This is a genomic window from Halochromatium roseum (assembly GCF_016653315.1).
Taxonomy (GTDB): Bacteria; Pseudomonadota; Gammaproteobacteria; order Chromatiales; family Chromatiaceae; genus Lamprobacter; species Lamprobacter roseus.
In genome coordinates, this window is the sequence record NZ_NHSH01000054.1 from 89,320 (window position 1) to 113,340 (window position 24,021).

Annotated in this window: 24 protein-coding genes; 6 read left to right on the plus strand and 18 right to left on the minus strand. The window is 61.2% G+C overall.

The genetic code is table 11. The features are described 5' to 3' along the window. Nucleotides 1–20: 20 nt before the first annotated feature. The 10 genes from fliO to fliF all read right to left on the minus strand — a co-directional run bounded on the left by fliO (nt 21) and on the right by fliF (nt 11,320). Nucleotides 21–437: a flagellar biosynthetic protein FliO gene (gene fliO / locus CCR96_RS11125; protein WP_201220195.1), complete on the minus strand. Its 417-nt coding sequence runs from the start codon at nt 435–437 to the stop codon at nt 21–23. Beyond that, complete coding sequence (gene fliN / locus CCR96_RS25735) at nt 434–1,105, minus strand: flagellar motor switch protein FliN (RefSeq protein ID WP_201220196.1); 672 nt, start codon at nt 1,103–1,105, stop codon at nt 434–436. The genes fliO and fliN overlap by 4 nt, the downstream gene beginning before the upstream one ends. Then, nucleotides 1,098–2,171, minus strand: a complete 1,074-nt coding sequence (gene fliM, locus CCR96_RS11135) for a flagellar motor switch protein FliM (RefSeq protein ID WP_201220197.1) — start codon at nt 2,169–2,171, stop codon at nt 1,098–1,100. Before fliM ends, fliN begins: the two co-directional genes overlap by 8 nt. Nucleotides 2,172–2,187: 16 nt before the next feature. Further along, the gene (fliL, locus tag CCR96_RS11140; protein ID WP_201220198.1) at nt 2,188–2,661 is read right to left on the minus strand and encodes a flagellar basal body-associated protein FliL; all 474 of its coding nucleotides are present in this window, start codon (nt 2,659–2,661) and stop codon (nt 2,188–2,190) included. 144 nt (nt 2,662–2,805) lie between these two features. Then, the gene (locus CCR96_RS11145) at nt 2,806–5,493 is read right to left on the minus strand and encodes a flagellar hook-length control protein FliK (protein ID WP_201220199.1); all 2,688 of its coding nucleotides are present in this window, start codon (nt 5,491–5,493) and stop codon (nt 2,806–2,808) included. Nucleotides 5,494–5,729: 236 nt separating this feature from the next. Further along, a complete protein-coding gene (gene fliJ / locus CCR96_RS11150; RefSeq protein ID WP_201220200.1) occupies nt 5,730–6,188 on the minus strand; it encodes a flagellar export protein FliJ in 459 nt (152 codons plus the stop codon). A gap of 12 nt (nt 6,189–6,200) precedes the next feature. Beyond that, entirely contained in the window at nt 6,201–7,586 is a 1,386-nt protein-coding gene (gene fliI / locus CCR96_RS11155) for a flagellar protein export ATPase FliI (RefSeq protein WP_201220201.1), read from the minus strand. Next, nucleotides 7,583–8,593, minus strand: coding sequence for a flagellar assembly protein FliH (locus CCR96_RS11160; protein WP_201220202.1), 1,011 nt, complete (start codon nt 8,591–8,593; stop codon nt 7,583–7,585). Before CCR96_RS11160 ends, fliI begins: the two co-directional genes overlap by 4 nt. Next, nucleotides 8,586–9,617 carry a flagellar motor switch protein FliG gene (gene fliG / locus CCR96_RS11165; RefSeq protein ID WP_242518933.1) on the minus strand — a complete coding sequence of 344 codons (1,032 nt, stop codon included), beginning with the start codon at nt 9,615–9,617 and terminating at the stop codon, nt 8,586–8,588. Before fliG ends, CCR96_RS11160 begins: the two co-directional genes overlap by 8 nt. Further along, a complete protein-coding gene (gene fliF / locus CCR96_RS11170; protein ID WP_201220203.1) occupies nt 9,614–11,320 on the minus strand; it encodes a flagellar basal-body MS-ring/collar protein FliF in 1,707 nt (568 codons plus the stop codon). The genes fliG and fliF overlap by 4 nt, the downstream gene beginning before the upstream one ends. Before the next feature lie 340 nt (nt 11,321–11,660). Between fliF and fliE the strand changes: the two genes are divergently transcribed. Then, complete coding sequence (gene fliE / locus CCR96_RS11175) at nt 11,661–12,053, plus strand: flagellar hook-basal body complex protein FliE (protein ID WP_201220204.1); 393 nt, start codon at nt 11,661–11,663, stop codon at nt 12,051–12,053. Here the strand turns inward: fliE and CCR96_RS11180 are convergent. Next, nucleotides 12,034–12,318 carry a hypothetical protein gene (locus tag CCR96_RS11180; RefSeq protein WP_201220205.1) on the minus strand — a complete coding sequence of 95 codons (285 nt, stop codon included), beginning with the start codon at nt 12,316–12,318 and terminating at the stop codon, nt 12,034–12,036. The genes fliE and CCR96_RS11180 overlap by 20 nt on opposite strands. Nucleotides 12,319–12,404: 86 nt before the next feature. Next, nucleotides 12,405–12,560, minus strand: coding sequence for a hypothetical protein (locus CCR96_RS11185; protein ID WP_201220206.1), 156 nt, complete (start codon nt 12,558–12,560; stop codon nt 12,405–12,407). Between the two features lie 21 nt (nt 12,561–12,581). Here CCR96_RS11185 and CCR96_RS11190 point away from each other — a divergent pair, with 21 nt between their 5' ends. Both CCR96_RS11190 and CCR96_RS11195 read left to right on the plus strand, forming a co-directional pair. Further along, nucleotides 12,582–12,773: a hypothetical protein gene (locus CCR96_RS11190; protein WP_201220207.1), complete on the plus strand. Its 192-nt coding sequence runs from the start codon at nt 12,582–12,584 to the stop codon at nt 12,771–12,773. An 85-nt stretch (nt 12,774–12,858) separates the two neighbouring features. Continuing rightward, nucleotides 12,859–14,052, plus strand: a complete 1,194-nt coding sequence (locus CCR96_RS11195) for an IS630 family transposase (RefSeq protein WP_207191945.1) — start codon at nt 12,859–12,861, stop codon at nt 14,050–14,052. A gap of 149 nt (nt 14,053–14,201) precedes the next feature. Here the strand turns inward: CCR96_RS11195 and CCR96_RS11200 are convergent, their stop codons facing one another. The 6 genes from CCR96_RS11200 to CCR96_RS11225 all read right to left on the minus strand — a co-directional run bounded on the left by CCR96_RS11200 (nt 14,202) and on the right by CCR96_RS11225 (nt 21,006). Then, a complete protein-coding gene (locus tag CCR96_RS11200) occupies nt 14,202–16,052 on the minus strand; it encodes an ATP-binding protein (RefSeq protein ID WP_201220208.1) in 1,851 nt (616 codons plus the stop codon). A gap of 168 nt (nt 16,053–16,220) precedes the next feature. Further along, nucleotides 16,221–17,567, minus strand: coding sequence for an MFS transporter (locus CCR96_RS11205; RefSeq protein ID WP_201220209.1), 1,347 nt, complete (start codon nt 17,565–17,567; stop codon nt 16,221–16,223). A 190-nt stretch (nt 17,568–17,757) separates the two neighbouring features. Then, a complete protein-coding gene (locus CCR96_RS11210; RefSeq protein ID WP_201220210.1) occupies nt 17,758–18,204 on the minus strand; it encodes a DsrE family protein in 447 nt (148 codons plus the stop codon). A 59-nt stretch (nt 18,205–18,263) separates the two neighbouring features. Beyond that, nucleotides 18,264–19,685: a PhoH family protein gene (locus CCR96_RS11215; protein WP_201220211.1), complete on the minus strand. Its 1,422-nt coding sequence runs from the start codon at nt 19,683–19,685 to the stop codon at nt 18,264–18,266. Between the two features lie 138 nt (nt 19,686–19,823). After that, nucleotides 19,824–20,291, minus strand: coding sequence for a peroxiredoxin (locus tag CCR96_RS11220; RefSeq protein ID WP_201220212.1), 468 nt, complete (start codon nt 20,289–20,291; stop codon nt 19,824–19,826). 175 nt (nt 20,292–20,466) lie between these two features. Next, nucleotides 20,467–21,006, minus strand: a complete 540-nt coding sequence (locus CCR96_RS11225) for a glycine cleavage system transcriptional repressor (protein WP_201220213.1) — start codon at nt 21,004–21,006, stop codon at nt 20,467–20,469. A 163-nt stretch (nt 21,007–21,169) separates the two neighbouring features. Here CCR96_RS11225 and dapA point away from each other — a divergent pair, with 163 nt between their 5' ends. The 3 genes from dapA to CCR96_RS11240 are packed head-to-tail and all read left to right on the plus strand — an operon-like array spanning nt 21,170 to nt 24,018. Then, a complete protein-coding gene (dapA, locus tag CCR96_RS11230) occupies nt 21,170–22,045 on the plus strand; it encodes a 4-hydroxy-tetrahydrodipicolinate synthase (RefSeq protein ID WP_201220214.1) in 876 nt (291 codons plus the stop codon). Between the two features lie 38 nt (nt 22,046–22,083). Further along, nucleotides 22,084–23,256 (plus strand): outer membrane protein assembly factor BamC, encoded by a 1,173-nt coding sequence (gene bamC / locus CCR96_RS11235; protein WP_201220215.1) that lies wholly within the window; start codon nt 22,084–22,086, stop codon nt 23,254–23,256. Further along, nucleotides 23,257–24,018, plus strand: coding sequence for an MBL fold metallo-hydrolase (locus CCR96_RS11240; RefSeq protein WP_201220216.1), 762 nt, complete (start codon nt 23,257–23,259; stop codon nt 24,016–24,018). It begins immediately after the preceding gene. Nucleotides 24,019–24,021 lie beyond the last annotated feature (3 nt).

Genomic DNA, 24,021 nt, shown 5'->3' on the forward strand with positions numbered 1-24,021 from the left:
GGCACTGGCTGGCACGACGCTCATCGCATCCCGACATTGTGTTTCAGCGCCTTCGCAAAGCGTGCCGCAAACGAGTCGCCCTCGTCGAATACAGGCCCATCGGCCAGCGTCGGGTCGGTTTCGTTTGGTGGCGGGGCAGGGAGCTTGTGCAAGCGCGTGATTTGACCACCGCCAACCCCGAGAACAAGCCAGACTGAGGCAACCTCAACGACGATGATCCGCTCTTTGGGACCAACAGCCGCGCTGCCAACGACCTTGATTGTCGCTGCTGGATGGAAATATCCAAGTCGCATGCGTCGCACAACGACTGCCCCAAGTAGGATGATGACCACAATCACGACAAGCGCGAGGGTGAGCTTGCCAAGCGTGGCAAGCCCGATCAAGGTGTCCCCGCCGGCGATGACAGACGCTGTGTCGCTCGCGGCAGCCTGGTTCATCGATTGAGTTTTTGCACGCGTTCAGACGGCGTCACGATCTCTGTGATACGGATGCCGTACTTGTCCTCAACGACGACCACCTCGCCTTGAGCGATCAGATAGCCGTTGATCAAGATGTCCATCGGCTCGCCGGCCAGTCCGTCCAGTTCGACCACCGATCCCTGCGCCATCTCTAGGAGTTCTTTGATCGTTACCTTGGTTCGACCCAATTCCACCGAGAGGCGGACTGGGATATCCAGGATCATCGCAAGATCGCGCGTTTCCGTGACCTGGCTCGACTGCTCCAAAGGCCGGAACACGCGCTCGCCGGCGGCTTCCACCTCCGGTTGCTTTTCAGCTGCCGGGGGCGTTTGCGATCCGCGAGCCTCTGGCGGAGTAGCCGCCTTCGCTGTCGGTTGGTCAGTCTCGGTGTTTGATGCTTGGGTTTGTTCAGCCATGGCGGCCGCCCAAAGATCCTCATCATCATCCGATTCCTCAGTCTGGGCGCTGTCTGGCTCCGCGTTGGTGGCCTCATGGGCCTCTTGTTCAGCCATCGCTTCAGCCCAGAGATCGATTTCTTCTTCGGCCCCTTCCGCTTCAGCCTCTGTTGCTTTGTCCGAGGCAACCGAATCAGCGGCCGTGTCCTCATTCGGTTCGGCGTTTTCTTCGGCCTTATCTTGCTCAGTCATGGTTCAATTCGTTGCGGCTAGGGTTTGCCCGGTTGGGGCGACGCTTGAGAAAGGCGTCTTCAGCTTCGAGCGGTTCTTGCTGTGCGTTGTGGTCGATCATCCGAACGACCCGGAGCGCGCGTCGCTCGTTCTGGCTGCCATACGCACATTCGAGTACCGGTATTCCATCGACGCTGGTCAGTACCGTTTCTGGAAGCTCGATGGGCAGGATATCGCCGACCTTCAGCGACAAGACCTGGCTCAGTCGAGCCGGAATCTCGGTCAGATCGGCGACCAGCTCGATCTGCGACTCGCGAAGCTCGCCGGCCATGCGTCGACCCCAGATGTTATCTGGATCTTGTGCGCCGTCCTTGAGCGGATTGCTCAAGATATCGCGCAATGGCTCGATCATCGCAAATGGAATACAGATCTGGAAACTGGTCGCGAGGTTACCGATGTCGATGTTAAATGAGGTGTTGACCACGATCTCATTCGGAGAATTCGTGATGTTGGCGAACTTCGACTGCATCTCACTGCGCACATAGCTGATCTCAAGGGGATAAATCGACCTCCAAGACTCGCTGTACGCATCGATAGCGAGTTGCAACATACGTTGAATGATGCGCTGTTCGGTATTCGTGAATTCACGCCCTTCTGATCGCGTGAGAAAGCGTCCGTCTCCGCCAAACAGGTTATCGACAACCATGAACACGAGATTCGGCGGGAACACGATCAGCGCCGAGCCTTTGAGTGGCTTCATGGAGATGATATTAATGTTGGTCGGGACCGGGACATTACGTGCGAAGTTGCTATAGCTCTGATAACGAACGATATCGACGGTGATATCTGAGCTGCGGCGAATGAAATTGAAGATCGCCATTCGGAAGTAGCGCGCGAAACGTTCGTTGATGATGTCAAGTGCATGGAGACGTTCGCGTATGACTCGGTGCTGAGTCGTGGGGTCGTAGGGTTTTGCACGCGATGCCGCACTGCCAGTTGGCTTGCTGCTGGTGCTGTCATCATCCCCACTGACGCCCTTTAGTAGGGCATCGATCTCTTCTTGTGAGAGTAGGTCGTCTTGAGCCATAAAGCGAAAAAGCGACCTACTGTACGATAAACTCGGTAAATAAGACTTCTTCGATTGCGAGCTCGGGCTGCAATTCAGTGAGCGGTGGGTCTTGAAGGGAAGTGATCAGCCGGTTTGCGAGTTGTGTTTTACCTTCGATACTCGTTAGCTCGTCGACTTGCTCCGAAGAGAGTTGCATTAACAAGCGGCTTCGGACTTGGGGCATGTGATCTTCAAAAATAGCGCGCGTTTCCTCGGTACCAACCTTGAACGTCATGCCGATATAGAGCAAATGGCTGACGCCACGCGAACTTTTTATGTTGATCGTGAAGGGTTCGATTTTGACAAAGATCGGCGCATTCCGCTCGGAAACCATGTTTTTCTCATCAGGCGTGTCTTCTCCCGGCTGCCAAGTCAGATACACGGATATACCCGCGGCAATAATCGACAATATTACCAGGATGACCAGAACCCAAAACAATTTGCGTGAGCCGCCTTTTGATGCTGCCACTCTGTCCTACACCTCTATAGTCGTCGCTCCCAAGCGTTTAGGAGCAAAGCGATGCGCACAAAAAATTAGACGCGGCAAGAGCGCCTAGTTCAACGAATTGCGATGAGCTACCTTTCAGATCCCTTTCAGATCTCGTGAGCTTGCTCAGGCGTAGATATCCACTCTACCATCAAGACCCACGTCGATTCTTGTCGGCGAGCCTGTCAGCTCAGGCTCCCCTGCGCTTTGGAGTGCTCCGCTCGCAAGTGATTGTTGCTGCGTGCCGTCTCCCGTAAAGCCTTGCTCAGCTTCTTGGCGCTGCTCGCCCACGGAGGTTTCGCCAAGATTGATTCCCTGCTCAGCCAGAGCCTCGCGAAGTTGAGGAATCGCTTGCTCGACGGCGCTCCGTACCAGCGCATTTGCTGCGAGAAACTGGATTTGTGTTCCTTGTTCTCCGACCTTTAAAGAGACCGTCAACGGGCCAAGGTCCGGAGGATTGAGGCGAAGCTCCGCGTGCCGGTCGCCACCGCGCTGACTCAGTACCAACAGTTGTTGCCCCAATTGTTGAGGCCATGCCGCACTATACAGCGGTGCGCTCATGCCTGGTGCGGCGGATGCGGTACCCACTTGATTTCCGGCAATGGCGCCATAGGATGCAAGCCCGTTGCTCGCAATGCCCAAGCCTGAAAGACTATCGGCGCCAGCCGTACTGCTAGGTTGTTGTGGGATAAATCCTTGCCGATCCAGGAGGTTAAGCCCGAGAAGCTCACGCAGAGCAGGGGCTAAAGGCTCTCTCGCAGTTTGTGCCGTTGTGCTGATCTCGACGATGGCGCGCAGTGCTTCGGCTGAGGCGTTCGCTCGCTCCCAATTCGTTTGCGAAGCCATTCCTAGGCGTTCATCAACCCGGAGCCGGGTGCGCATCGAGTTGGGCTCTGACAGTGCTGCTCGCGCCGCTTGCTCGGCCCCTGGTTGCGCTGACGCTAAAATGGCTCCGTTTGCAAGCACTGACTCGCGCGTCTGTGCAGCGGTCTGGCCCTGGCCGGCCAGGGTGGTGACTTCTCTGATCAGTTGCAATCGTTCTGGCGATAACAGACGCTGTACCCAGTCGCTGAGGACTGTTGTGCGCTCCTCGGACGTAAGGCGTCCGCTCAAGTCGGTGAGCAGCGCCTCGCGTTGAGCAGCGGGTATTTGCGCGATCAGCTGAGCGAATAGTTGCTCGTTCGCTTCGGGAGCGCGCTGTGCGGTCAGCTGCGCCAAGAATGTTTGGCGCTCAGCGGTGGGCAGGTCTTGGAGCAACGCGTCGAGCATGGCCCCGCGCTCAGCGGCGGGTAGCTGTGCCCTAAGCTGTGCCAGGAGTTGCGCTTGCTCTTTGGATGAGAGCTGTTCGCTGAGTCGTGCGAATAGCTGCTCGCTCGCTGCGGGAGCGCGCTGTGCGGTCAGCTGCGCCAAGAACGCTTGGCGCTCAGCGGTGGGCAGGTCTTGGAGCAACGCATCGAGCATGGCTCCACGCTCAGCGGCGGTGAGCTGTGCCAGGAGTTGCGCTTGCTCTTCGGATGAGAGCTGTTCGCTGAGTCGCGCGAACAGCTGCTCGCTCGCCTCGGGTGGGAGCTGTGCCGTCAGCTGAGCGAAAAGCTGCTCGCTTGCTTCAGGAGAGGGCTGTGCGGTCAGCTGCGCGAAGAATGATTCGCGTTGCGCTAAGGGCAGGTCTCGGAGCAACCCATCGAGCATGGCTCCACGCTCAGCGGCGGGTAGCTGTGTCGTGAGCTGTGCCAGGAGCTGCGCTTGCTCTTCGGATGAGAGCTGTTCGCTGAGTCGCGCAAACAGCTGCTCGCTCGCCTCGGCTGGGAGCTGTGCCGTCAGCTGCGCGAATAGCTGCTCGCTTGCTTCAGGAGAGGGCTGTGCGGTCAGCTGCGCGAAGAATGATTCGCGTTGCGCTAAGGGCAGGTCTCGGAGCAACGCATCGAGCATGGCCCCACGCTCAGCGGCGGGTAGCTGTGTCGTGAGCTGTGCCAGGAGCTGCGCTTGCTCTTCGGATGAGAGCTGTTCGCTGAGTCGCGCGAATAGCTGCTCGCTCGCCTCGGGTGGGAGCTGTGCCGTCAGCTGCGCGAATAGCTGCTCGCTCGCCTCGGGTGGGAGCTGTGCCGTCAGCTGCGCGAATAGCTGCTCGCTTGCCCCAGGAGAGGGCTGTGCGGTCAGCTGCGCGAAGAATGATTCGCGTTGCGCTGCGGGCAGGTCTCGGAGCAACGCATCGAGCATGGCCCCACGCTCAGCGGCGGGTAGCTGTGTCGTGAGCTGTGCCAGGAGCTGCGCTTGTTCTTCGGATGAGAGCTGTTCGCTGAGTCGCGCGAACAGCTGCTCGCTCGCCTCGGCTGGGAGTTGTTCAGTGAGTTCAGCAATCAGCTGCGCGCTCTGCTCGGGCGAGAGGTGCTCGGTCAGTTGAGTGAACAGCGCCTCCATTTGAGCAACGAGCGCTTCTTGAGCAACGAGCGCCTCGCGTTGAGCAACAAACGCTTCGCGTACCTCAGCGGGCAGCTGCTGCATCAACTCGTCAATCTCGGACGCGAGTGTTTCGCCTTCAGCTGTTTGCTGCAAAACCTCTGTGATCGACGCTGTGAGCTGTGCTAGCTCAGTGCCCGCGCCCGCCGTGCCCGCGCCCTCTGTGTTCGCGCCTTGCCCCCAAGCGTCCCGCCATACTGCGGCGAAGCCTTTGGCCGCGTCTTCTGCCGCGACGGGACTTCCAAATGGATGGCCGCCGAGCACGCTAGAAAAAGCGCGCATGCCCTGGCCCTGGCCTTCGCTACCCGCAGCAGCATCCTTCAGGGCCGCATCTGATCGCAGCCCCGCCAGCGCCATGTGGTGCGCGAATATTCCAGGCTGCCCAGGACCCGACGTCGGTTTTGTCGTCGACGTCTGGTTGGTTGCAGTGGCAAGAAGCTGCTGAATATCCATCAGGGCATTCCCCGTGTGCACTCTGAATTCCGTCACGCTATGCGCGACAATGCGTGACGCTGAGCCTTCCGCCTTAACCTGAATCTCGCTCGATTCATCTGACAGGGTGGGTGGCGCGATTTGCGTTAGGTGGGTTGGGCTCAGGCATCCTGCTGTTGTAACCGACGCCGCACCTCGCGGTTTGTGACGAACTCGTCATTTAGGCGCTGCTCTCGGCGGTTCTCCGCAACCTGCTCCTGCATGGCACGTCGAGCGGTCAACGTATTATATGAGGATAGCCGACACTGCTCATTCTGCCATTGTTTTTGTGTCTTCAACACCCGCTGCTGCTGCGCCGCCAAGGCTTGTTTGGCGCGTGTTAGGGCGTCGTCGAGCGCGCTCAGAAATTGCTGATAATTCTGCATTGTAGCGGGGTCGATCCCTTCGCACATCGCCTTCTGCAGCCGCTGCGCATACTCGGCGCGATAGGTGCCGAGTGACTCCAACTGCTGCGCGACCATACGCTCATTGTTTCGCTCGCTAGCCAAGGCCTGCCCGGCCCGATCGCGTGCCTCGCGGGCGAGCTCCGTTAACATATCAAGCGGCGATTGCTCTGCCATCAATCTCCTCCATTATTGTCCTACTGCCGCTGCCAGCGCCTGTCGGGCGTCCGATACGCTGGCGGCCTCTTCGATGCCCTGTTGTAAAAAGCCCTCAAGCTGAGGATACCGCTGCACGGCTTCATCAAGCCCAGGGTCATGTCCCGGACTGTAGGCGCCGACACTGATTAGATCCCGATTGCGCTGGTAGCGCGAGAACAATTGTTTAAATCGTTGCGCCTGGCGTTGCTGTGGCTCGTCGACAATGGCCGTCATCGCGCGACTGATCGACGCCTCGATATCGATCGCCGGGTAGTGCCCCGCATCCGCGAGCGCACGCGAAAGCACGATATGCCCATCCAGGATCGCCCGCGCCGAGTCCGCAATCGGGTCCTGCTGATCGTCGCCCTCGGTCAGCACGGTATAGAAGGCCGTGATCGAGCCGCCACCTCGGGTCGCGTTCCCGGCGCGCTCGACCAGATGCGGCAGCTTTGCAAACACCGACGGCGGATAACCTTTGGTCGCCGGTGGCTCGCCCACCGCTAACGCAATCTCACGTTGCGCCATCGCGTAGCGCGTCAATGAATCCATGATCAACAACACCGCCAGGCCCTGGTCGCGGAACCACTCGGCCAGTCGCGTCGCGTAAGCCGCCCCCTGCAACCGCTGCAGCGGTGAGGTGTCGGCCGGCGCGGCGACCACCACCGCCCGGCGCCGGCCCTGCTCGCCGAGAATATTATCGATGAAGTCCTGCACCTCACGGCCGCGCTCGCCAATGAGCCCCACCACAATCACGTCAGCGCGGGTATAGCGGGCCATCATCCCCAGCAACACCGATTTGCCGACACCGGAGCCCGCGAAGAGTCCCATGCGTTGGCCGCGGCCGACGCTCAACAGCGCATTGATTGCGCGGATGCCTACATCAATCTGCTCATTGATGGGCGCTCGTAAGAGCGGGTTCAGCGGCGGAACCGTCAGATGTCCGTGTGGCGCGTCATCCAGTGCATCCAGCCCGTCCAGTGGTTCGCCGTTGCCATCGACCACCCGCCCCAGCAGCGTCTCGCCCAACGGAAACCGGCGCGCACTGCCGCGCGTCCCTTCGCCTAGCGCAAACACGCGCGCGCCAGGCTGCAGGCCCGTGATTCCTGCCAGCGGCATCAGGAACAGCTTCTCGTCGGAGAATCCAACCACCTCCGCCTCGGCAAAGCGCGGCTCATCCTCACCGAAAGGGGGGGGCAATTCGATCAAACAGCCGCCGCCCAGCGGTACCTGCAGCCCAACCGTCTCGATGATCATGCCGGTCGCGCGCATGACGCGCCCGCTGGTCCGCCATGGCGGGATGATCTCGATGCGCCCGCGCACCTGTTGCAGCGACTGATGCCAGCGCAGGGTGTGCGGATTCTCGACAACGGCACTCATTCGCTGGCCCGCGGCTGCGGCCTTTCAGCCGAGGGGGACTCTCCTTCAGCCGCCGCAGACCCGCTCGCCTCGTCCGGCCCGACGACTGTTGCCTCAGCGGCGTCGAGCAGCGCCTGCGCGGCGGCGGTCTGCTCGCTGGCCGAGCGGCGGCTTCGCACCTGCTGGCGAACGGTGTGCCAACGTGACTCCCAAGTCGCATCCAACTCACCCGTGCCACTGGTCACGCGGCAGCCGCCGCGGCTCACTTGGTCATCCGGCTGCAGTACCCAGCCGGCTGCAGCCAACTCCTGGCCCAGATACTCGTTCACCAAATCATGGTCCCGAGGATGCAGCCACAGCCGCGGCTTTCCATGCATGGCGGGTTCGCTATGCAACAGCCCCCGAACCAGATCAACGACCTGCGTCGGCTTCGCATCCAGCGCCTCGCCGGCCAGATGGCGGCCGGTGGTGAGCGCGAGCTCGACCAAGTCTTTCGCCATCTCGTCATTCAAGCGTGCCAGCGCGTCGCTAAACTGCAGCGCAAGATTGCGCACGGGCTTGAGCGTCGCGGTGATCTGCTGCTGCAACTCCTTGCGCGCCGCCTTGCGGCCTTCCTCCAAGCCCTTCGCATAGCCCTCGGTCTGGCCGGCCTTGAAGCCCGCGGCATGGCCTTCTTGACGCGCCGCCTCCTGAACTTGCTTGCGCTCGGCATCCAGCGCCTTCTTTTGCGCATCTGTCGGGCGTCCTCGTTTGGACGGCTCAGCTGCCTGCTGCGTCCCCTTTGGCGGCTGCTTCCGTTGCGCTTTTCGCGACACCGGCGCCGTTGGCGCCTCAGCCTTCGGTGGGCTCGCGCTTGCACCGCCATGCTTGCCATGTCCCGGCTGCGCCGCAGGCTCGGCGGAGCGCGTGGTCGCGGACTGCCGCGCGTTCGCCGTGGCCTTTTCACGCCGCGAATCTAGCTCCGTCATCCGCCAGCGTCGCCAGGGCACATCCTGCCCGCGCGTGATCTTGGCGTCCGCCTCAGACATAGTTGTCGTCGGCGCCGCCAATGATGATCTCGCCGCTCTCCGAGAGTCGGCGTGCGACCTGCAGAATCGCCTTTTGCTCGGCCTCCACCTGCGACACGCGCATCGGGCCGCGGGCCTCCATGTCTTCGCGGATCATCTCCGATGCACGCGACGACATGTTGCGCAAGAAGGCCTCGACCAGGTTCTCCGGCGCACCCTTCAAGGCCACCACCAGGCTGTCGGTATCGATCTCCTTCAGCAACAGCTGGATACTGCGATCGTCCAGATCGATGAGGTTTTCGAACAGGAACATCTCGTCGATGATCTTCTGCGCCAGATCCTCGCTGTGCGCGCGCACGGTCTCGATCGCCGACTCCTCCTGAGTCGTATTCATCATATTCAGGATCTCGGCCGCCGTGCGGACGCCACCCATCTTGCTGCGCTTCAATGTCTGACCATCTAGCATGCCAGTGAGTACCTCGGTGAGCTCTTGCAGCGCCGCCGGCTGCACACCGCTAAAGGTTGCGATCCGCAGCACCACATCGTTGCGCAGCTTATCATCGAACAGCTCCAACACCGCCGCCGCTTGGCGCCGCTCGAGATGCACGAGTACCGTGGCAATGATCTGCGGATGCTCATCACGGATCAGCTCCGAGACCATCGAGGCTTCCATCAGATTCAGCGAATCGATGCCAGAGCCGCCTTTGTGCTCGAAGATATCCTCAAGCAAGCTCGCGGCGCGCTCCTCGCCCAGCGCCATACTCAGTACTGAACGGATATGCTCACTCGAGTTCAGGTTGAGCGCGACGAACTCCTCCTGTTCGTTTTGGAACGCATCCAAGACCGCGTTCATCTCCGCATGCGAAACCTGGTCGAGTTTGGTCATCTCCGTGCTGACCTCTTGCACCTCCTGTGGCGCCATCCGCTTGAATACCTCAGCAGCGCTCTCGTCATCGAGCGCCAGCATCAGAATCGCGCTGCGCCGCGCACCGCTCATCTTGTCGAGGATGGCCTTGGAATTCGCGTCCAGCTGTTCAGTGTTCATTGCTTTAGCCAGTTGCGCACAATCAGCGCCACGATATGCGGATTCTCACGCGCCGTCTGTCGCAGCTCAGCGAGTTTTTGCTGATACCCCAAGGCCTTGTTACGACGCGGCTTTTGGTAAGGTTCTTCGTCGTCCTCGAACGCCCCCTCGGTGTCCTCATCATCGCCAACTTCCACATTCAGGCCGGTCGTGGTCGCTGCTGCCAGTTCCGGCGGGCGTGTATAGTGCTTAATAAACGGCCGCAGCACGAGCAGATAGCCAAACAGCAGCACGATAAACCACATCAGTGGCTCGCCAATGAGCGTCACAACCTTGATCAGCTCAGGATCTTGCCACCATGCCATGTCTGCTTCGGCGTCGAAGCGGCTGAATGGGCTGTTCACCACCTCGATGGTATCGCCGCGCTCCGCCGAGAAGCCGATCGCCTGGCGTGCCAGGCTTGCGACCTGCTCTAACTCTTCCGCGCTCAGTGCGACTGACTCGAGTTCGCCCGCGGCGTTGCGCTCGATCCGATAGTCCACCACCACCGCCGCCGAGACACGCTCAACCACGCCGCGCTCCTTGCGCACATGCGCCACGCTGCGGTCAACTTCGTAGTTGACGACATCATCGCGCTCCAGCGAGATGGGCTCCTTGGGTGCCGAGGCGTCTTCGTTGTTGGCTTGCTCCGCATCGGCCTCATCCGGCAGTGGCAGCTCGATTGGCGAACCCGCCACGCCGGGCGGTGAATTGCTGAGCGCACCCGGAATCCCGCCCGCGGACTCCTCATCACCATTATAGCTAAGGTTCGATTGGCGACTGCGGACCGCTGCTTCGTTCGGCGCCTGGTTCGGCGCGAAGCGCTCAGAGGTCTCCTCGCGCTGGGAAAAGTCGATCTGCGCCGAGACCTGGGCCCGCACCCGGTCGCGGCCAAAGATGGGCGCGAGAATGTTCTCGATCCGCCGCTGATAGGCGCGCTCCACCTCATCCCGATAGATCAGCTGCGTGGCGTCCAAGTCGTTTGGGTTCGGGTTCTGCGACAGCATCTGCCCGCGCTGATCGACGATGGTCACCTCATCCGCCGATAGTTCCGGCACGCTACTGGCGACCAGGTGCCGAATCGCGCTCACCTGGTTCTCGCTCAGCGTCCGCCCCCCAAACAGCGTCAGAACCACCGAGGCCTTGGCCGGCTCGCGCTCACGCACAAATACCGAGGGCCGCGCCATCGCCAGATGCACGCGCGCCTCTTCCACCGACCCCAGCGATTCGATCGAGCGCGATAGCTCGCCCTCTAGCGAGCGCTGAAAATTCACCTGCTCGGCAAACTGGCTGATGCCAAAGGCCTGCGTATCCATCAGCTCGAAGCCGACATTACCGCCGCGTGGCAGACCTTGCTCCGCCAGTTGCAGGCGCAGACTGTGGACCAGATCCGCCGGCACCAACAGCGCCTGGCCGCCCTGGCTGAACTGATACGGCACCTGCCGCGTATCCAGCTCGCTAATGATGCGCCCGCCGTCCGCCTCGCTCAGATTGCTGAACAGCACCCGGTAATCTGGCGCTCGCGTCCATAGAAAGACCGCCGTCACCACCGCCACCAAGGCGGCGCCAGCGATCAGCAGGGCAAGGGGTTGATTGGTGCGCAGCAGGGCAAGCAGACGCTGCAGCGGGCCGCCGGCATTGGCGCCGCCGCTGTTCTCCCCGTTCACGCGCGTCTCCTCGCTCACGCGCGCCTCCCGTTGCGAGCTTCAGCGGCCATCCTGGGCTTCGTGGTTAAGAGACATGGAGATGGTGAACGCAGTTGGCATCCGTTGGTCCAGGTTTGGCCGCCGGTTTACCAAGAAGTGTAAAGGACAACAGTGTCAGACTGAAGAAACTTTAGCAAAGGCTGGAAAAGCGATGATTATATCGGTTAAATGCCGCGATGCTAGATCTGCTGTCGCTGCTAAGCTTGCCTATGCACGTCGATACGCACTCCAGCCGCGTCATCCGTAACTCGTGCAGCGCCAGCAACACACGCAGACCAAAACGCTGACCGATCAAAGCCTTTAAGGAGCCGCCCTGACCATGAACGATCTGCCTAGCTTCGAGCCCGCACTCGCAACCATGCGCCTGCTGGCCAGCCAGGCCAGCGGCACCGGTACAGCCAATCCATCCGGCACCGGGGCCGCGGCAGTGAACGGGGCGGGCGCCATCGGCGGGTCGGCCGGGGGAGCAGGGACCGGCCCGGTTGCGGCGGGGGGGTTCGCCGCCGAGCTGCGGCTCTCGATCCAGCGCATCAATGCGCTCCAGATCGATGCTGTTGACAAGGGTAAGGCGTTTCAGGCCGGCGACCCCTCCGTCACCCTCAACGATCTGATGATCGACGTCCAAAAGGCCAGCGTCGCCTTCGAGTTCGGCAAGCAGGTGCGCAATCGCATCATCACCGCCTACAAAGAAGTCATGCGCATGCAGGTCTAGCCACGGACGAACAATGAGACAGCTGGGTCGAGCAGATCCTCACCGCCTGGGCGATGATGTCGAATTCATAGTTCCCACCATCGGCACCTTGGCCTTTGATGCGCGTCGTCGTATCCGTGATCGCGATGCCGCGCGCCCTGAGCAGAGCCACCAGATCGCCCTCCACCAGCGATTCCATCAGCTTGCCCCGCTGGGTCGTGAACAACGATTTCAGCTCGGCGATCTCGCGGAACAGCGTCAAAATCTCATCATAGGTCGTTGCCATCTTGAGGCGCCCTCGGGTCTCAGGTCTGGCAGACAGTATAGCGATCCGAGCGCCCGCTCAGCGGCATCATCCAGGTCGAGATCGCCTCAGGCGATCGCGCCTCCCTGCAAGCCGCCGTCGATCGGCTGGTACGCCTGATCCAGGCCAACCCCAACAAGGCCCGCCTTGATCGGCTCATTACCCGCTGGCTCAAGCGCCATCTCCAGCGGCTTGGCGCGAAGATCGACCTCACACAGGTTCATTCACTCATCGAGGACAACGCCATGTTGGCCGAAAATCGACAACACTGGGCAGAACGCGAGCGCGAAGAAGGCCGAAAAGAAGGCCGCCAAGAAGGTAAAAAAGAAGGCCAAAAAGTGGGCCGCAAAGCGGGCGTGGAGGGCACTCTCCGCAAGCTCATCACCCTCAAATTCGGCGAGATACCCGAGTCGGCATCCAAGCGCCTAGTGGTCTAGTATGGAAATCCTGATACAGTTTGGGATCTGTCAACGATATCATTATTATCTGGTTTGGTTTTCATGATTAGGCAAATCCTCGACGATGCCACGCTGTACTCCAGAACTTGTCTCCCTCACCGATCGCGAACGCACGCAACTGCAGGCGTTGGTTCGTCAGCACAAAACGCCGCAACAGCTCGCCACCCGGGCGCGGATCATTCTTGAAGCCGACGCCGGCCGTAACGTGAGCGAGACGGCTGCCGCATTGCAGGTGAGTCGCTCACTGGTTCAACGCTGGCGGCGACGTTGGCGCGAGCGTGCCGATCAACGGCTGGAGCAGCGCCTCAGCGATGAGCCGCGTCCGGGTACGCCACCGACCTTCACCCCCGAGCAGATCTGCGCGCTGATCGCCCTCGCCTGCGAGAAGCCCGTGCGCGAGGGGGTGACACTCACGCGCTGGACCTATCCGGACTTGGCCGCGGAGGCGATCGAGCGCGAGATCGTTGAAAGCATCTCCCCGCACTCGATCGGGCGCTTCCTGCGCGAGGTCGACCTCAAGCCCCATCGGGTGGAAGGGTGGATCAACACGCCACGCGACGGCGAGTTCACCGAGCGCTGCCGCGATGTCTGCGAGACCTATCGGCTCGCCCCGCAGCGGGCCGCCGAAGGCATCGAGACCTGCAGCATCGACGAGATGACCGGCGTGCAGGCCTTGGAGCGAGCGGCGCCGACCAAACCCGTGCGCCCCGGATGCGCCGAACGCCAGGAATTCGAATACATCCGCCACGGCACCCTGACCCTGATCGCCACCTTCTGCGTGGTCACCGGGAAGGTCTTCCACCACATCGGTCCGACCCGCACGGCGGAGGATTTCGCCGCCTACCTCGCCGCCTTGTTCGCCCAGCGCACGGCCGCAACCCAGTGGCATCTGGTCATGGACAACCTCAACATCCATTGCTCCGAGGAGGTTGTGCGCCTCATCGCTGAGTTGATCGGCTACACCGGCGATCTCGGCGTCAAGGGCCGCCGCGGCATCCTCGAATCGATGGCCACACGCACCGCGTTCCTGAGCGACCCGAGTCACCGTATCGTCTTCCACTTTACCCCCAAGCACGCCTCTTGGCTGAACCAGATCGAGATGTGGTTCTCGATCCTGGCGCGCAAAGTTCTGCGCCGAGGCAACTTCACGTCGGTGCAGGATCTGGAGAAGCGCATCAGCGATTTCATCGACTTCTTCAATCGCACGCTGGCCAAGCCGTTCCGCTGGACCTATGAGGGCAAACCGCTCGCAGCATGAATGACACCTGCCTCAAGATTTTCACTCTGGACCACTAGTGTCCATCGGTATCATGGCGGTCCTGGTCTTCTTTGTGGTACTGGTTTCTTCTGTCCTGGTTATTCGAGAGAAGATATCGAGATAGTCGTCCTTGGCAGTCTGCGCGGCAGCTACTGAGCGAGGCGGCTGTTGCCAAGCCCAAGCCCCTTGACGACCGCCTCATGCAACAGCGCTTGGCGAACCGGCTTGAGCAGGCTGATGACGATGCCGGCGCGCCGGGCGTCTTCACCGGGATAGCCCATTGAGCTGAGCATCAGCAAGGGGGTGTCAGCAAGCGCGACGTCGCCCTTGATCAGTTGCGCCAGCTCGACACCGTCGATATCGGGCATTTGCATATCGAGGATTGCGAGCTGGAACGGCTTGCCTTGTTCGACCCCCTGATGTAAAGCGGCTAACGCTGATGACGCCCCATCGGTGCTCGTCGCCTCAGCACCCCATCGAACCAGGTACTTCTCTAGGATCATTCGATTGGTTCGATTGTCATCGACGATCAATACCCGAATGCCGATCAAGTCGGCGTCAATGTCTTCCGCGCTGGTTTGTGCTACGGCGAGTCGTACCTTGAACCAGAAGGTTGAACCCTCACCGACCCGGCTGTCGAATCCGATCTCGCCGCCCATCATTTCGATCAGCCGCTTGGAGATGGCCAAACCGAGACCGGTGCCGCCGAAGCGCCGCGTGGTTGAGGCGTCGGCTTGAGTGAACGGTTGGAATAGGGTCTTGGCAACATCCGGCGCGATGCCGATTCCGGTGTCGCGGACCTGGACCTTGATCTCGATCCAATCGTCGCTGGCCTCTGTCAGACGTGCATCGACCGCTACTTCGCCTGCGTCGGTGAACTTGACAGCATTGCCGATGAGGTTGTTCAGCACCTGGCGCAGCCGGTACGGATCGCCACGCACGCGCTGTGGGATATCGCTCTCGACGAAGGTCAGGATCTCCAGATCCTTCTCGCGCGCACTGGATGCGACCAGCGCAGCGACCTCTTCGATGGTAGTCCCGAGGTCGAAGTCGAGCGCTTGCAGATCGATCTTGCCAGACTCGATCTTGGAGAGGTCGAGGATGTCGTTGATGATGCTGAGCAGGATGTTGCTGGATTTCTCCGCCGTCTCGATAAACGCGAGCTGCTGCTCGCTCAGGTTGCCATCGCGCAGCAGATCGAGCATGCCCATGATGCCGTTCATCGGCGTGCGGACCTCATGGCTCATGACGGCAAGGAACTGGCTCTTAGCGCGATCCGCGGCCATGGCCTTGTCGCGCGTCTCAGCAAGCTCTTGCATCTGGCGCTTGGTCTCGGTCAGGTCGCGCGCGATGGCGGTAAACACCGGATAATTGCCCATCACCACCTCGCTGATCGCGAGGTAGAGCGGGAAGCTTGTGCCATTGCTGCGCAGGCCATGGACCTCAAGCGCGGCATTCAGCGGTGGTTCTGAGCCGATGCGAGCTGTGGCTAGGTGGATCTTGGTTTCGATCTGCTGGCGATGCTCTGGTGCGAGCAGAATCGACAAGGATTGTCCTCGGGCCTCTTTGCTGGATTGGCCGAACATTCGCTCAGCGGCAGCATTGAGCGCGACAAGTCGGCCATTGCCGTCGATGTGGATGGCGCCGTCGACCATATTGTCGACGATGGCGCGGTTGCGCTCCCGGCTCTCGGCAAGATAGCCGATCTTCTGAAGACAGGAGCGCGCAAAGGCGAGCGCAATCAAGACCGCGAGGAGCAGGGCGCCGACCTTGGCCCCGAGCATCCAAGCGTTCGTCCGTGGCAGGCCCTGCTCCGCAAAGTCTTTGAGAGCGGAGGGATTGTTGGCATGCATCTGGACCTGTTCTTGCACATGTCCAATCAGCCAGACATCCACCAGGATGCTAGCGAAGGCGAACAAGAAGACGATGATCACGCCAAGACCGAGACTTCGGCGTGGTGCGCAAATTAGGTCGAAGTTCTTTGGCTGGACATTCGGCATCGCGTGATCTGCAGATCGGGTATCCGAAACGGGTTGGATGAATGACTGCTCGGCTGGACTGGGCTCATCATAACGCCCTCAGTCGATCGCCGTGTCGATTCGAGCCGTGCGCTTGTCAGTTCGCCTGTCAGTTGGTGGCTATCAGAGCGGTTGCGAGGATAAGGACGCTCAGGCCTCTGAGGATGCGCTGTTGTGAACCTCGGCTGCCGCGTGTTTTGCGACTGGAGGACGTGGGTAGCGCAGCCGCACGGCGAGACTGGCCAGGAATAAGAGAATATTGATCGTGCCGACGACGACAAAGGGGGCGCGGGGATCGACGGCGTCGAAGAGGCGCCCGCCGGCGAGGGTGATCAACAGGATGCCGAAGGCGCCCGAGATATTGAAGGCGCCTAAGACCGAGCCGCGCTTGGTGACCGGCGCCTCTTGGCCGATCAGCGATTGCCCAGCGAGGAACACACTGATCTGTCCGATGCCGAGCAGAATGAAGAAGATGATGCCATAGTTGGCGAGCGGGTCATCCAGAAGCAGGAGCGAAAGATTGCCAATGGCAGCCAGGACCATGCAGATCGCCAGCCCGGTGGCGCGGTCGAGGCGATCGAGGATCGGGCCGAGTATCGGTGCCCACACCAGCGCCGAGATCTGGGCGATGACGAAGATCAGCGTGCCGTTCATCACCGCTTCCGCGGAACTCATGCCAGCGGCCTTACCGGCCAGCGTGCCCCAGAGGATCAAGAAGGTGGCGTTGACGGATTGATCGCCGCGGGCGATGAAGGCGGCGGAGTAGGCAAGGGCAACGCGTGGATTGCGGGCCTCGGAGAAACCGCTGACGAACAATTGCCGCACACTCGGCCGCTGCTCGCGCGCGACCGGAACCCCGCCCTTGAGCCCGAACTGGACCACAACAGCCGCGAGCACACAAACTCCAGCGACCGCGAAGTGGGTGATGCGGCCGGCACTCTCGCCGTCGAATCCGGCCGCAACCAGCTGTTCGGGCAAGGCGCCAAAGCCCTGGTTGGTGAAGACGATGCCGAGTCCGCTGAGCACGCCAATCATCGCCACCAGCTTGCCGCGGGATTGCTCGGCTGGATAATCCACCAGCACCGTCGAGAGCGCCCCGGCAACCGCGACCACGCCAAGACCATAGAGGATGCGATAGTAGTAGAGCGCGTCGACGGTCTCTGTCGATGGATAGAGGACATAGGTCAACGCGAGGAATAAAAAGCCAATCGCATAGATCGAGCGTCGGCTGATACGATCGATCAGCACCCCCGCGGGAAGGAAGAACAGCAGGGTGACGATCTCGGTCCAAAACACCAGATCGCCGCTGATGGCGCCCTGCTCCGATTCTGGTACCCCGAGGTGCTCATTGAGCACATAGGTTTGGCCAATGGTGACGAAGGTCATCATGCCAATGGTGAGAAAGGCGGCGACCAAGAAGCTCCAAGCGTGCCGACGTGCGACGCCGGGGGCCAGGGTGATCGGGCCGAGCTTGATCTCGGAGGCGGGGTGCATCATGAGTCAGCTCGCTTGGCGGTTGCCCACATCAGAAGGCGGTCAGGGTTAAGGGGGTTAGCGGCCGAAGCCGCTGGGGTCTGCTGCCGATCAGATGATCGGCCTTCACGCATGTCAGGATGCAACTAATTTCTACTTCCCGATAATCGCCCAACACTGGCCCGCACATCGAGAAGAAGTTGATGGACAGTCTCTAAGGGCGCAGGTAGACGTAACCTTCAGACTGCAGTTCGGCGATCCGGGTGACGCCGCCCTTCTCTGCGATCACGAAGCCGGAGAGCAGCTCATCGCGTTCGAAGCCGAGGGCGGTCAGGGTATTGGCGCAGGCCTCGAAGGTGACGCCTTGCTCCTGCAGTTTGGCGACGTTCTCTCGCACCTTGTTCACGGCCTCGATGTCATGGAACCGCTTCACGGCAGGTCCGTGCGAGACCAGCACGATGTTGATCTTCTCGGGTCCGCCGATGCCCTCGATGTGGTTCTGGATGTTGTTCAGCACGAAGCCGACCTTGTCTTCCTCGCTGACGTGATAGACCACGTCGAGCTTGTCGTCAGCGGCCATGGCGGCGCTTGCCCCGAACAGCAGGATCAAGCCCAACAGGCTCAAGCCCAGCAGTGTGTTGCGCAGTTTTTGATTGATCATCGTTATTCCTCTCATCAAACCTAAGCTCATCAAACCTAAGCGGTCGTCGGAAGCAGTGTTTATAGGGCGCCCGAGGCGAAGTCCGCGAGCCTGGAGCGCTCGCCTCGCAGCAGGGTGATGTGGCCGCTGTGCTCCCAATCCTTGAAGCGATCCACAACATAGGTCAAGCCCGAGGTGGTCTCGGTCAGATAGGGGGTGTCGATCTGCGCGATATTGCCCAGGCAGACGATCTTGGTGCCGGGGCCGGCGCGTGTGATCAGGGTCTTCATCTGTTTGGCGGTTAGGTTCTGCGCCTCATCGAGGATGATGTATTTGTGCAGAAAGGTGCGCCCGCGCATGTAGTTCAGGGACGAGATGCGAATGCGGTTGCGCACCAGATCATTGGTGGCGGCGCGGCCCCAGTCGCCGCCCTCGGTTTGCGTGAGCACCTCGAGATTATCCATCAGGGCACCCATCCAGGGCGTCATCTTTTCTTCTTCGGTGCCGGGCAAGAAGCCGATGTCTTCACCAACCGGGACCGTTACCCGGGTCATGATGATCTCGCGGTAGTGCGCGCGGTCAAGCACCTGGGCCAAACCGGCGGCCAGGGCGAGCAGGGTCTTGCCGGTACCGGCGGTACCAAGCAGGGTGACGAAGTCGAGCTCCGGGTCCATGAGCATGTTGAGCGCAAAGTTCTGTTCTCTGTTGCGCGCCGTAATGCCCCAGACGTTGTTGCGATGGACCCGATAGTCTTCGGTCAGCTCGATGATGGCTTCGCTCTGGCTGCGCTTTTCTCGCACCACCGCTTCGAAGCTGTCGTCGCCTTCGAGACTCAGGCATTCATTGACATACCAGTCCGAGACATCCGGACCACTGATGCGGTAGAAGGTCCGCCCTTCTTCCTTCCAGGCATCGACCTCCTTGGCGTTGTGCTCCCAGAAGTCCTCCGGCAAGGTCGCCATGCCGGTATAGAGCAGGTCGGCGTCATCGAGGACCTGATCGTTCGAGTAGTCCTCGGCCGGAATACCCAGCACTGCGGCCTTGATGCGCAGGTTGATGTCCTTGGAGACAATGACGACCGAGCGCCCGCCAGGCTGTTCGCGTCGTTGCAGCCCCAACGCGGTGCCGAGGATGTCATTGTCCGCTGAGGTGCCGGGCAGCACGCTGGTCACATCAGATCCGAGCAGCTCGGTCTGGAAGATCAGTCGACCCGTTGGCGCCTCCGTGAAGCCGCGTCCATATTCGCTCAGCGGGTGGATCGGCAGGCCGGCCTCGATCTCGTCCCGATCCGCGTCGCACATCAGCTGGTCGAGGAAGCGGCTGACTTGGCGCACGTTACGCGCGACCTCCGAGAGTCCCTTTTTACCCGCGTCCAGCTCCTCGAGCACGATCATCGGTAGGTAGATGTCGTGTTCTTTGAAGCGAAACAGGGCGGTTGGATCATGCATCAACACGTTGGTGTCGAGCACAAAGAGACAGCGGTCGCTGTCGCGCTTGATCATCGATACCTCAGGCCTGGTTCAACCAGATGCCGCTGTTGACCGCGCAACAAGCGCTTCAGCGTGCATGGATAGAGGGCGCTGCGAATGTTGCCATGCAATAGATGCTTCATGGTTCGGAGTGGCGACGCGGGATGCACGTTAGCCGAGCGCGCGAACGGCGGCAAGCACCTCATCGACGTGGCCTGGAACCTTGACCCCACGCCACTCCTTGATCAGCGTCCCTTGCTCGTCGATCAGGAAGGTGCTGCGTTCGATGCCGAGCGATTCCTTGCCATACATCTTCTTTAGCTTTATGACATCGAAGGTCTTGCACAGAACCTCGTCCTTGTCCGACAGCAGATCGAAGCTGAAGTCTTGTTTGGTCTTGAAGTTCTCTTGAGCCTTGATGCCGTCGCGTGAGGCACCGAGGATCGCGGTGTTGGCAGCGGCGAACTCGGCCGCGGCGGCGGTGAAGTCGAGGCCTTCCTGGGTGCAGCCGGAGGTGCTGGCCTTCGGGTAAAAGAACAGTACCAGGCGCTGACCACGAAAATCACTGAGCTTCAGCGGCTTGTCGCCAGTGGCCGGCAGTTCGATGTCGGGGACCGGCTCGTTGATCGCAACGGACATAGGCATCACCTCATATGTGGCGTGGAATCGACCTGCTGCTCGACGTGATCCTGCACGCGTTACCGTGCAGCAGATGCTTCATGGTTTGGCAGCCGATGCAGAGCAAGCGCTCGGGTGCGGATCGCCAGAGCTTGCAGGAGATATCAGGTCTCACGGCCAAATTGGAAGCGTGCTCCTAGGCCTTTTGCGGTTCCAACACGGCATCCAGGTTGAGTCCGTCGCAGTAATCCATGAATTCTTCGCGGAGTGTTGCGATGTGCGTGTCTGCCGGGATGCCGACCGTCATGTGCACCGCGAACATTGGCGTTCCAGTGTGTGCGGCTGCATAGGTCGTAGTCGCCATATCCTCGATATTGATCCGCCGCTCGGCGAAGAAACCGGCGAGGTTGTTGACGATGCCGGGATGGTCCATGGCGATCACATCGACCGCGTAGGGGAGCTTACCCTCGCCTTGCGCACGGGCGCCGGTGCGCTTGCAGACGATGGTCAGGTCGAGCGAGCGCTGCAGCTCAGGCAGTGCGTTCTCGACCTTCGCTAGGGTGTTCCACTTCCCCTCGACCAGCAGAATAGCGGCGAACTCGCCGCCCAGTACCGTCATCCGGCTGTCTTCGATATTGCAGCCGTGCTCGAGGATACTGCGCGAGAGATCGTTGACCAGGCCGGGATGGTCGGCACCGATCGCAGAGATGACGAGGTAAGTCTTGTGCGTAGCCATTTCTCTGATGTTTCCTGAGCGCTCGCGGCAAGGAGTGCCAAAGTGTAGCAGTAAGCGGTGATCTCGAGCCAAGTGCCGCAATGGGCGCTGTGTGCGCGCTTGTAAAGCCTTAAGCCGCCAAGATACCATCACTGTCTGAATTTTTGCCCGGAGTCTAGACGGAATGATACGAGGCAGCATCGTCGCTCTGGTGACACCGATGAGCGTTGAAGGCGAAGTCGACGGCGAGGCGCTCGAGCGACTCGTTGATCTGCATGTGCAGTCTGGAACTGCTGCCATTGTCGCTGTTGGAACCACCGGAGAATCCGCCACGCTTGACGAGGCCGAGCACTGTAATGTGCTTTCGCGCACCGTCTCAGCCGCCGCCGGGCGTATTCCGGTGATCGCTGGAACCGGCGCGAACTCCACCACCGAGGCTATTCGGCTCACACAATGCGCGGCAGAGACCGGCGCGGATGCCGCACTGCTGGTCACCCCCTACTACAATAAGCCGACTCAAGCCGGCCTGATCGCGCACTACCGATGCATCGCCGATGCCGTCGATATTCCGCAGATCCTCTACAACGTACCTGGGCGAACCGCCTGCGATCTCTTACCAGCGACGGCCTGCGAGCTCGCCAGTCATCCGCGGATCATCGGCATCAAAGATGCCACGGGCGATCTCACCCGCGTCGCCGAGCTGCGCGCAGGCTGTGGCCCAGACTTCGCGATTTACAGCGGCGATGACGCCACCGGCTGCGAGCTGATGCTACAGGGCGGGGATGGCGTGATCTCGGTCACCAACAACGTCGCGCCTGCCCTGATGGCGCAGTTATGTCAGGCGGCACTGGCTGGCGAGCGCGACCAAGCGCTGGCGTTGAATGCGCGACTGGACCCTCTACATCGCAACCTGTTCGTCGAATCCAACCCGATACCGGTGAAATGGGCGCTACACGAGATGGGGCTCATCGGCACCGGGATTCGTCTACCGCTGACTTGGCTCTCCGAATCGCAGCATGCGGTGGTGCGCCAGGCCCTGATCGACGCCGGTGTCTTGTGATCGGCGCACTCAAAGGCACGAGGCATTTGACCATCAACATGAAGATTTTGCTGCTCCTGCTGGTTGCCTGGCCACTGCTGACGCTGACCGGTTGTGGCTCGATGAATGTGGAGAAATACCTGCCTGATCGGCAGGTCGAGTACAAGAAGGCGCGGGAGGCGGAAGAGAACCTGGCCCTGCCACCGGATCTCGCCGGCGCCAGCTTCAACGATGCGCTCGACATCCCTGGTGCGAGCGGAACGGCGACCTACTCCACCTATGCTGGCGGTCGAGAGGCGCGCCGGCGCGTTGCCGGAAGCGGCGAGGTCTTGCCGGAGGTCTCGGGCGTGACGCTGAAGCGCTCTGGAGATCAGCGCTGGCTTGAGGTCGATGCCTCGCCGCAGGTCGTCTGGCCGCAGGTCGTCGCCTTCTGGCGTCAACAGGGCATCCTGCTCGAGGAGCAGGACCCCGCCGTGGGGGTGATGAAGACCGACTGGCTCGAGAATCGTGCCGAGATCCGCAAAGACTTCGTCACCAACATGATGCGCAAGGTCGCCGGCGGGCTTTATGCCACCTCGACCCGTGACCAGTACCGGGTGCGTATCGATGCTGGACCGCGCTCGGGAACCTCCGAGGTCTATCTGACCCATCGCGGCATGGAAGAGCGCTTGGTGCGCAACACCGTTGGCGAGGGCTCGACCACGGTTTGGGAGCCAGCGCCGACCGATCCCGGCAAAGAGGCCGAGATGCTGCGGCGCCTGATGCTGTCGTTGGGTGTGTCGGATAGCAATGCTCAGCGGATGCTGGCGCAGGGTGGCGGTCGCGCTGCGGCCGGGTCACCAGCTAGGCGTGGGTCGTCGAGCACGGCACAGCTGGTCAGCGCCGGTGCCGGCAGCGAGCTGGTCATCGAAGAGGAGTTCCGCCGCGCCTGGCGGCAGGTGGGGCTGGCCTTGGATCGGAGCGGGTTCGCCGTCGAAGACCGAGATCGCAGTGCTGGTGTCTTCTTCGTCCGCTACGACGACCCCACCAAGCGGGAAAAGAAAAAGGGCCTGCTCTCCAGGATGGCATTCTGGGATGGTGGCGATCGGCCCGATCAGGCCAAGACCTATCAGATCCGGGTCCAGGGCGATGCGCAGGAGAGTCGCGTGACGGTCCATGATGAGGCCGGCGGGCGCGATACCTCGGCCACCGCTGAGCAGATTCTCAAGCTGCTGAAAGAACAGCTCGGCTGAATGCGATTTGCCGCGCTCGGCAGCGGCAGTCGCGGCAATGCGACCCTGGTCGAGTCTGGCTCGACCAGGGTCTTGATCGACTGCGGGCTTTCAGCCAAGGTGTTGACCCAACGGCTGCTATCGATCGATGTTGAGCCGAGCTCGATCACTGGGATTCTGTTGACCCATGAGCACGGCGATCACATTGGCGGTGTCGCCACCTTTGCCGGGCGCTATGGGATTCCAGTCTGGTCCACACCTGGCACCTGGCGTGCTGCGAGTATCACTGCCAAGATCGATCTGCGGTTATTTCTCGGCCACGGCGGTGCCTTGCAGATTGGCGATCTCAGCATCGCCCCCTATCCGATCCCACACGATGCGCGTGAGCCCTGCCAGTTTGTGATCGACGGCGATGGCTGTCGGCTCGGCGTGCTCACCGATGCGGGGAGCATCACGCCACACATCCGTGAGCGCCTGAGCGACTGCGATGCGCTGATGCTCGAGGCCAACCATGACCCAGCGCTGCTGCGCGCTGGCCCCTATCCGCCGAGCGTGCAAGCGCGTGTCGGCGGCGCCTTCGGCCACCTGAGCAATCAGCAGGCGGCGGAGCTGCTCGACCGGCTCGAGCATCGCGCGCTTCGTCAGCTATTGATCGCCCACGTCAGCGCCAATAACAACCGTGAAGACCTGGTCCGCTCGGCCATGGCGGCGGTCTCCTCGGAGCTGGAGCAGCGTCTGGTCATCGCCCCCCAGTCCCGTAATACCAGTTGGTTGCAGATCTGACGG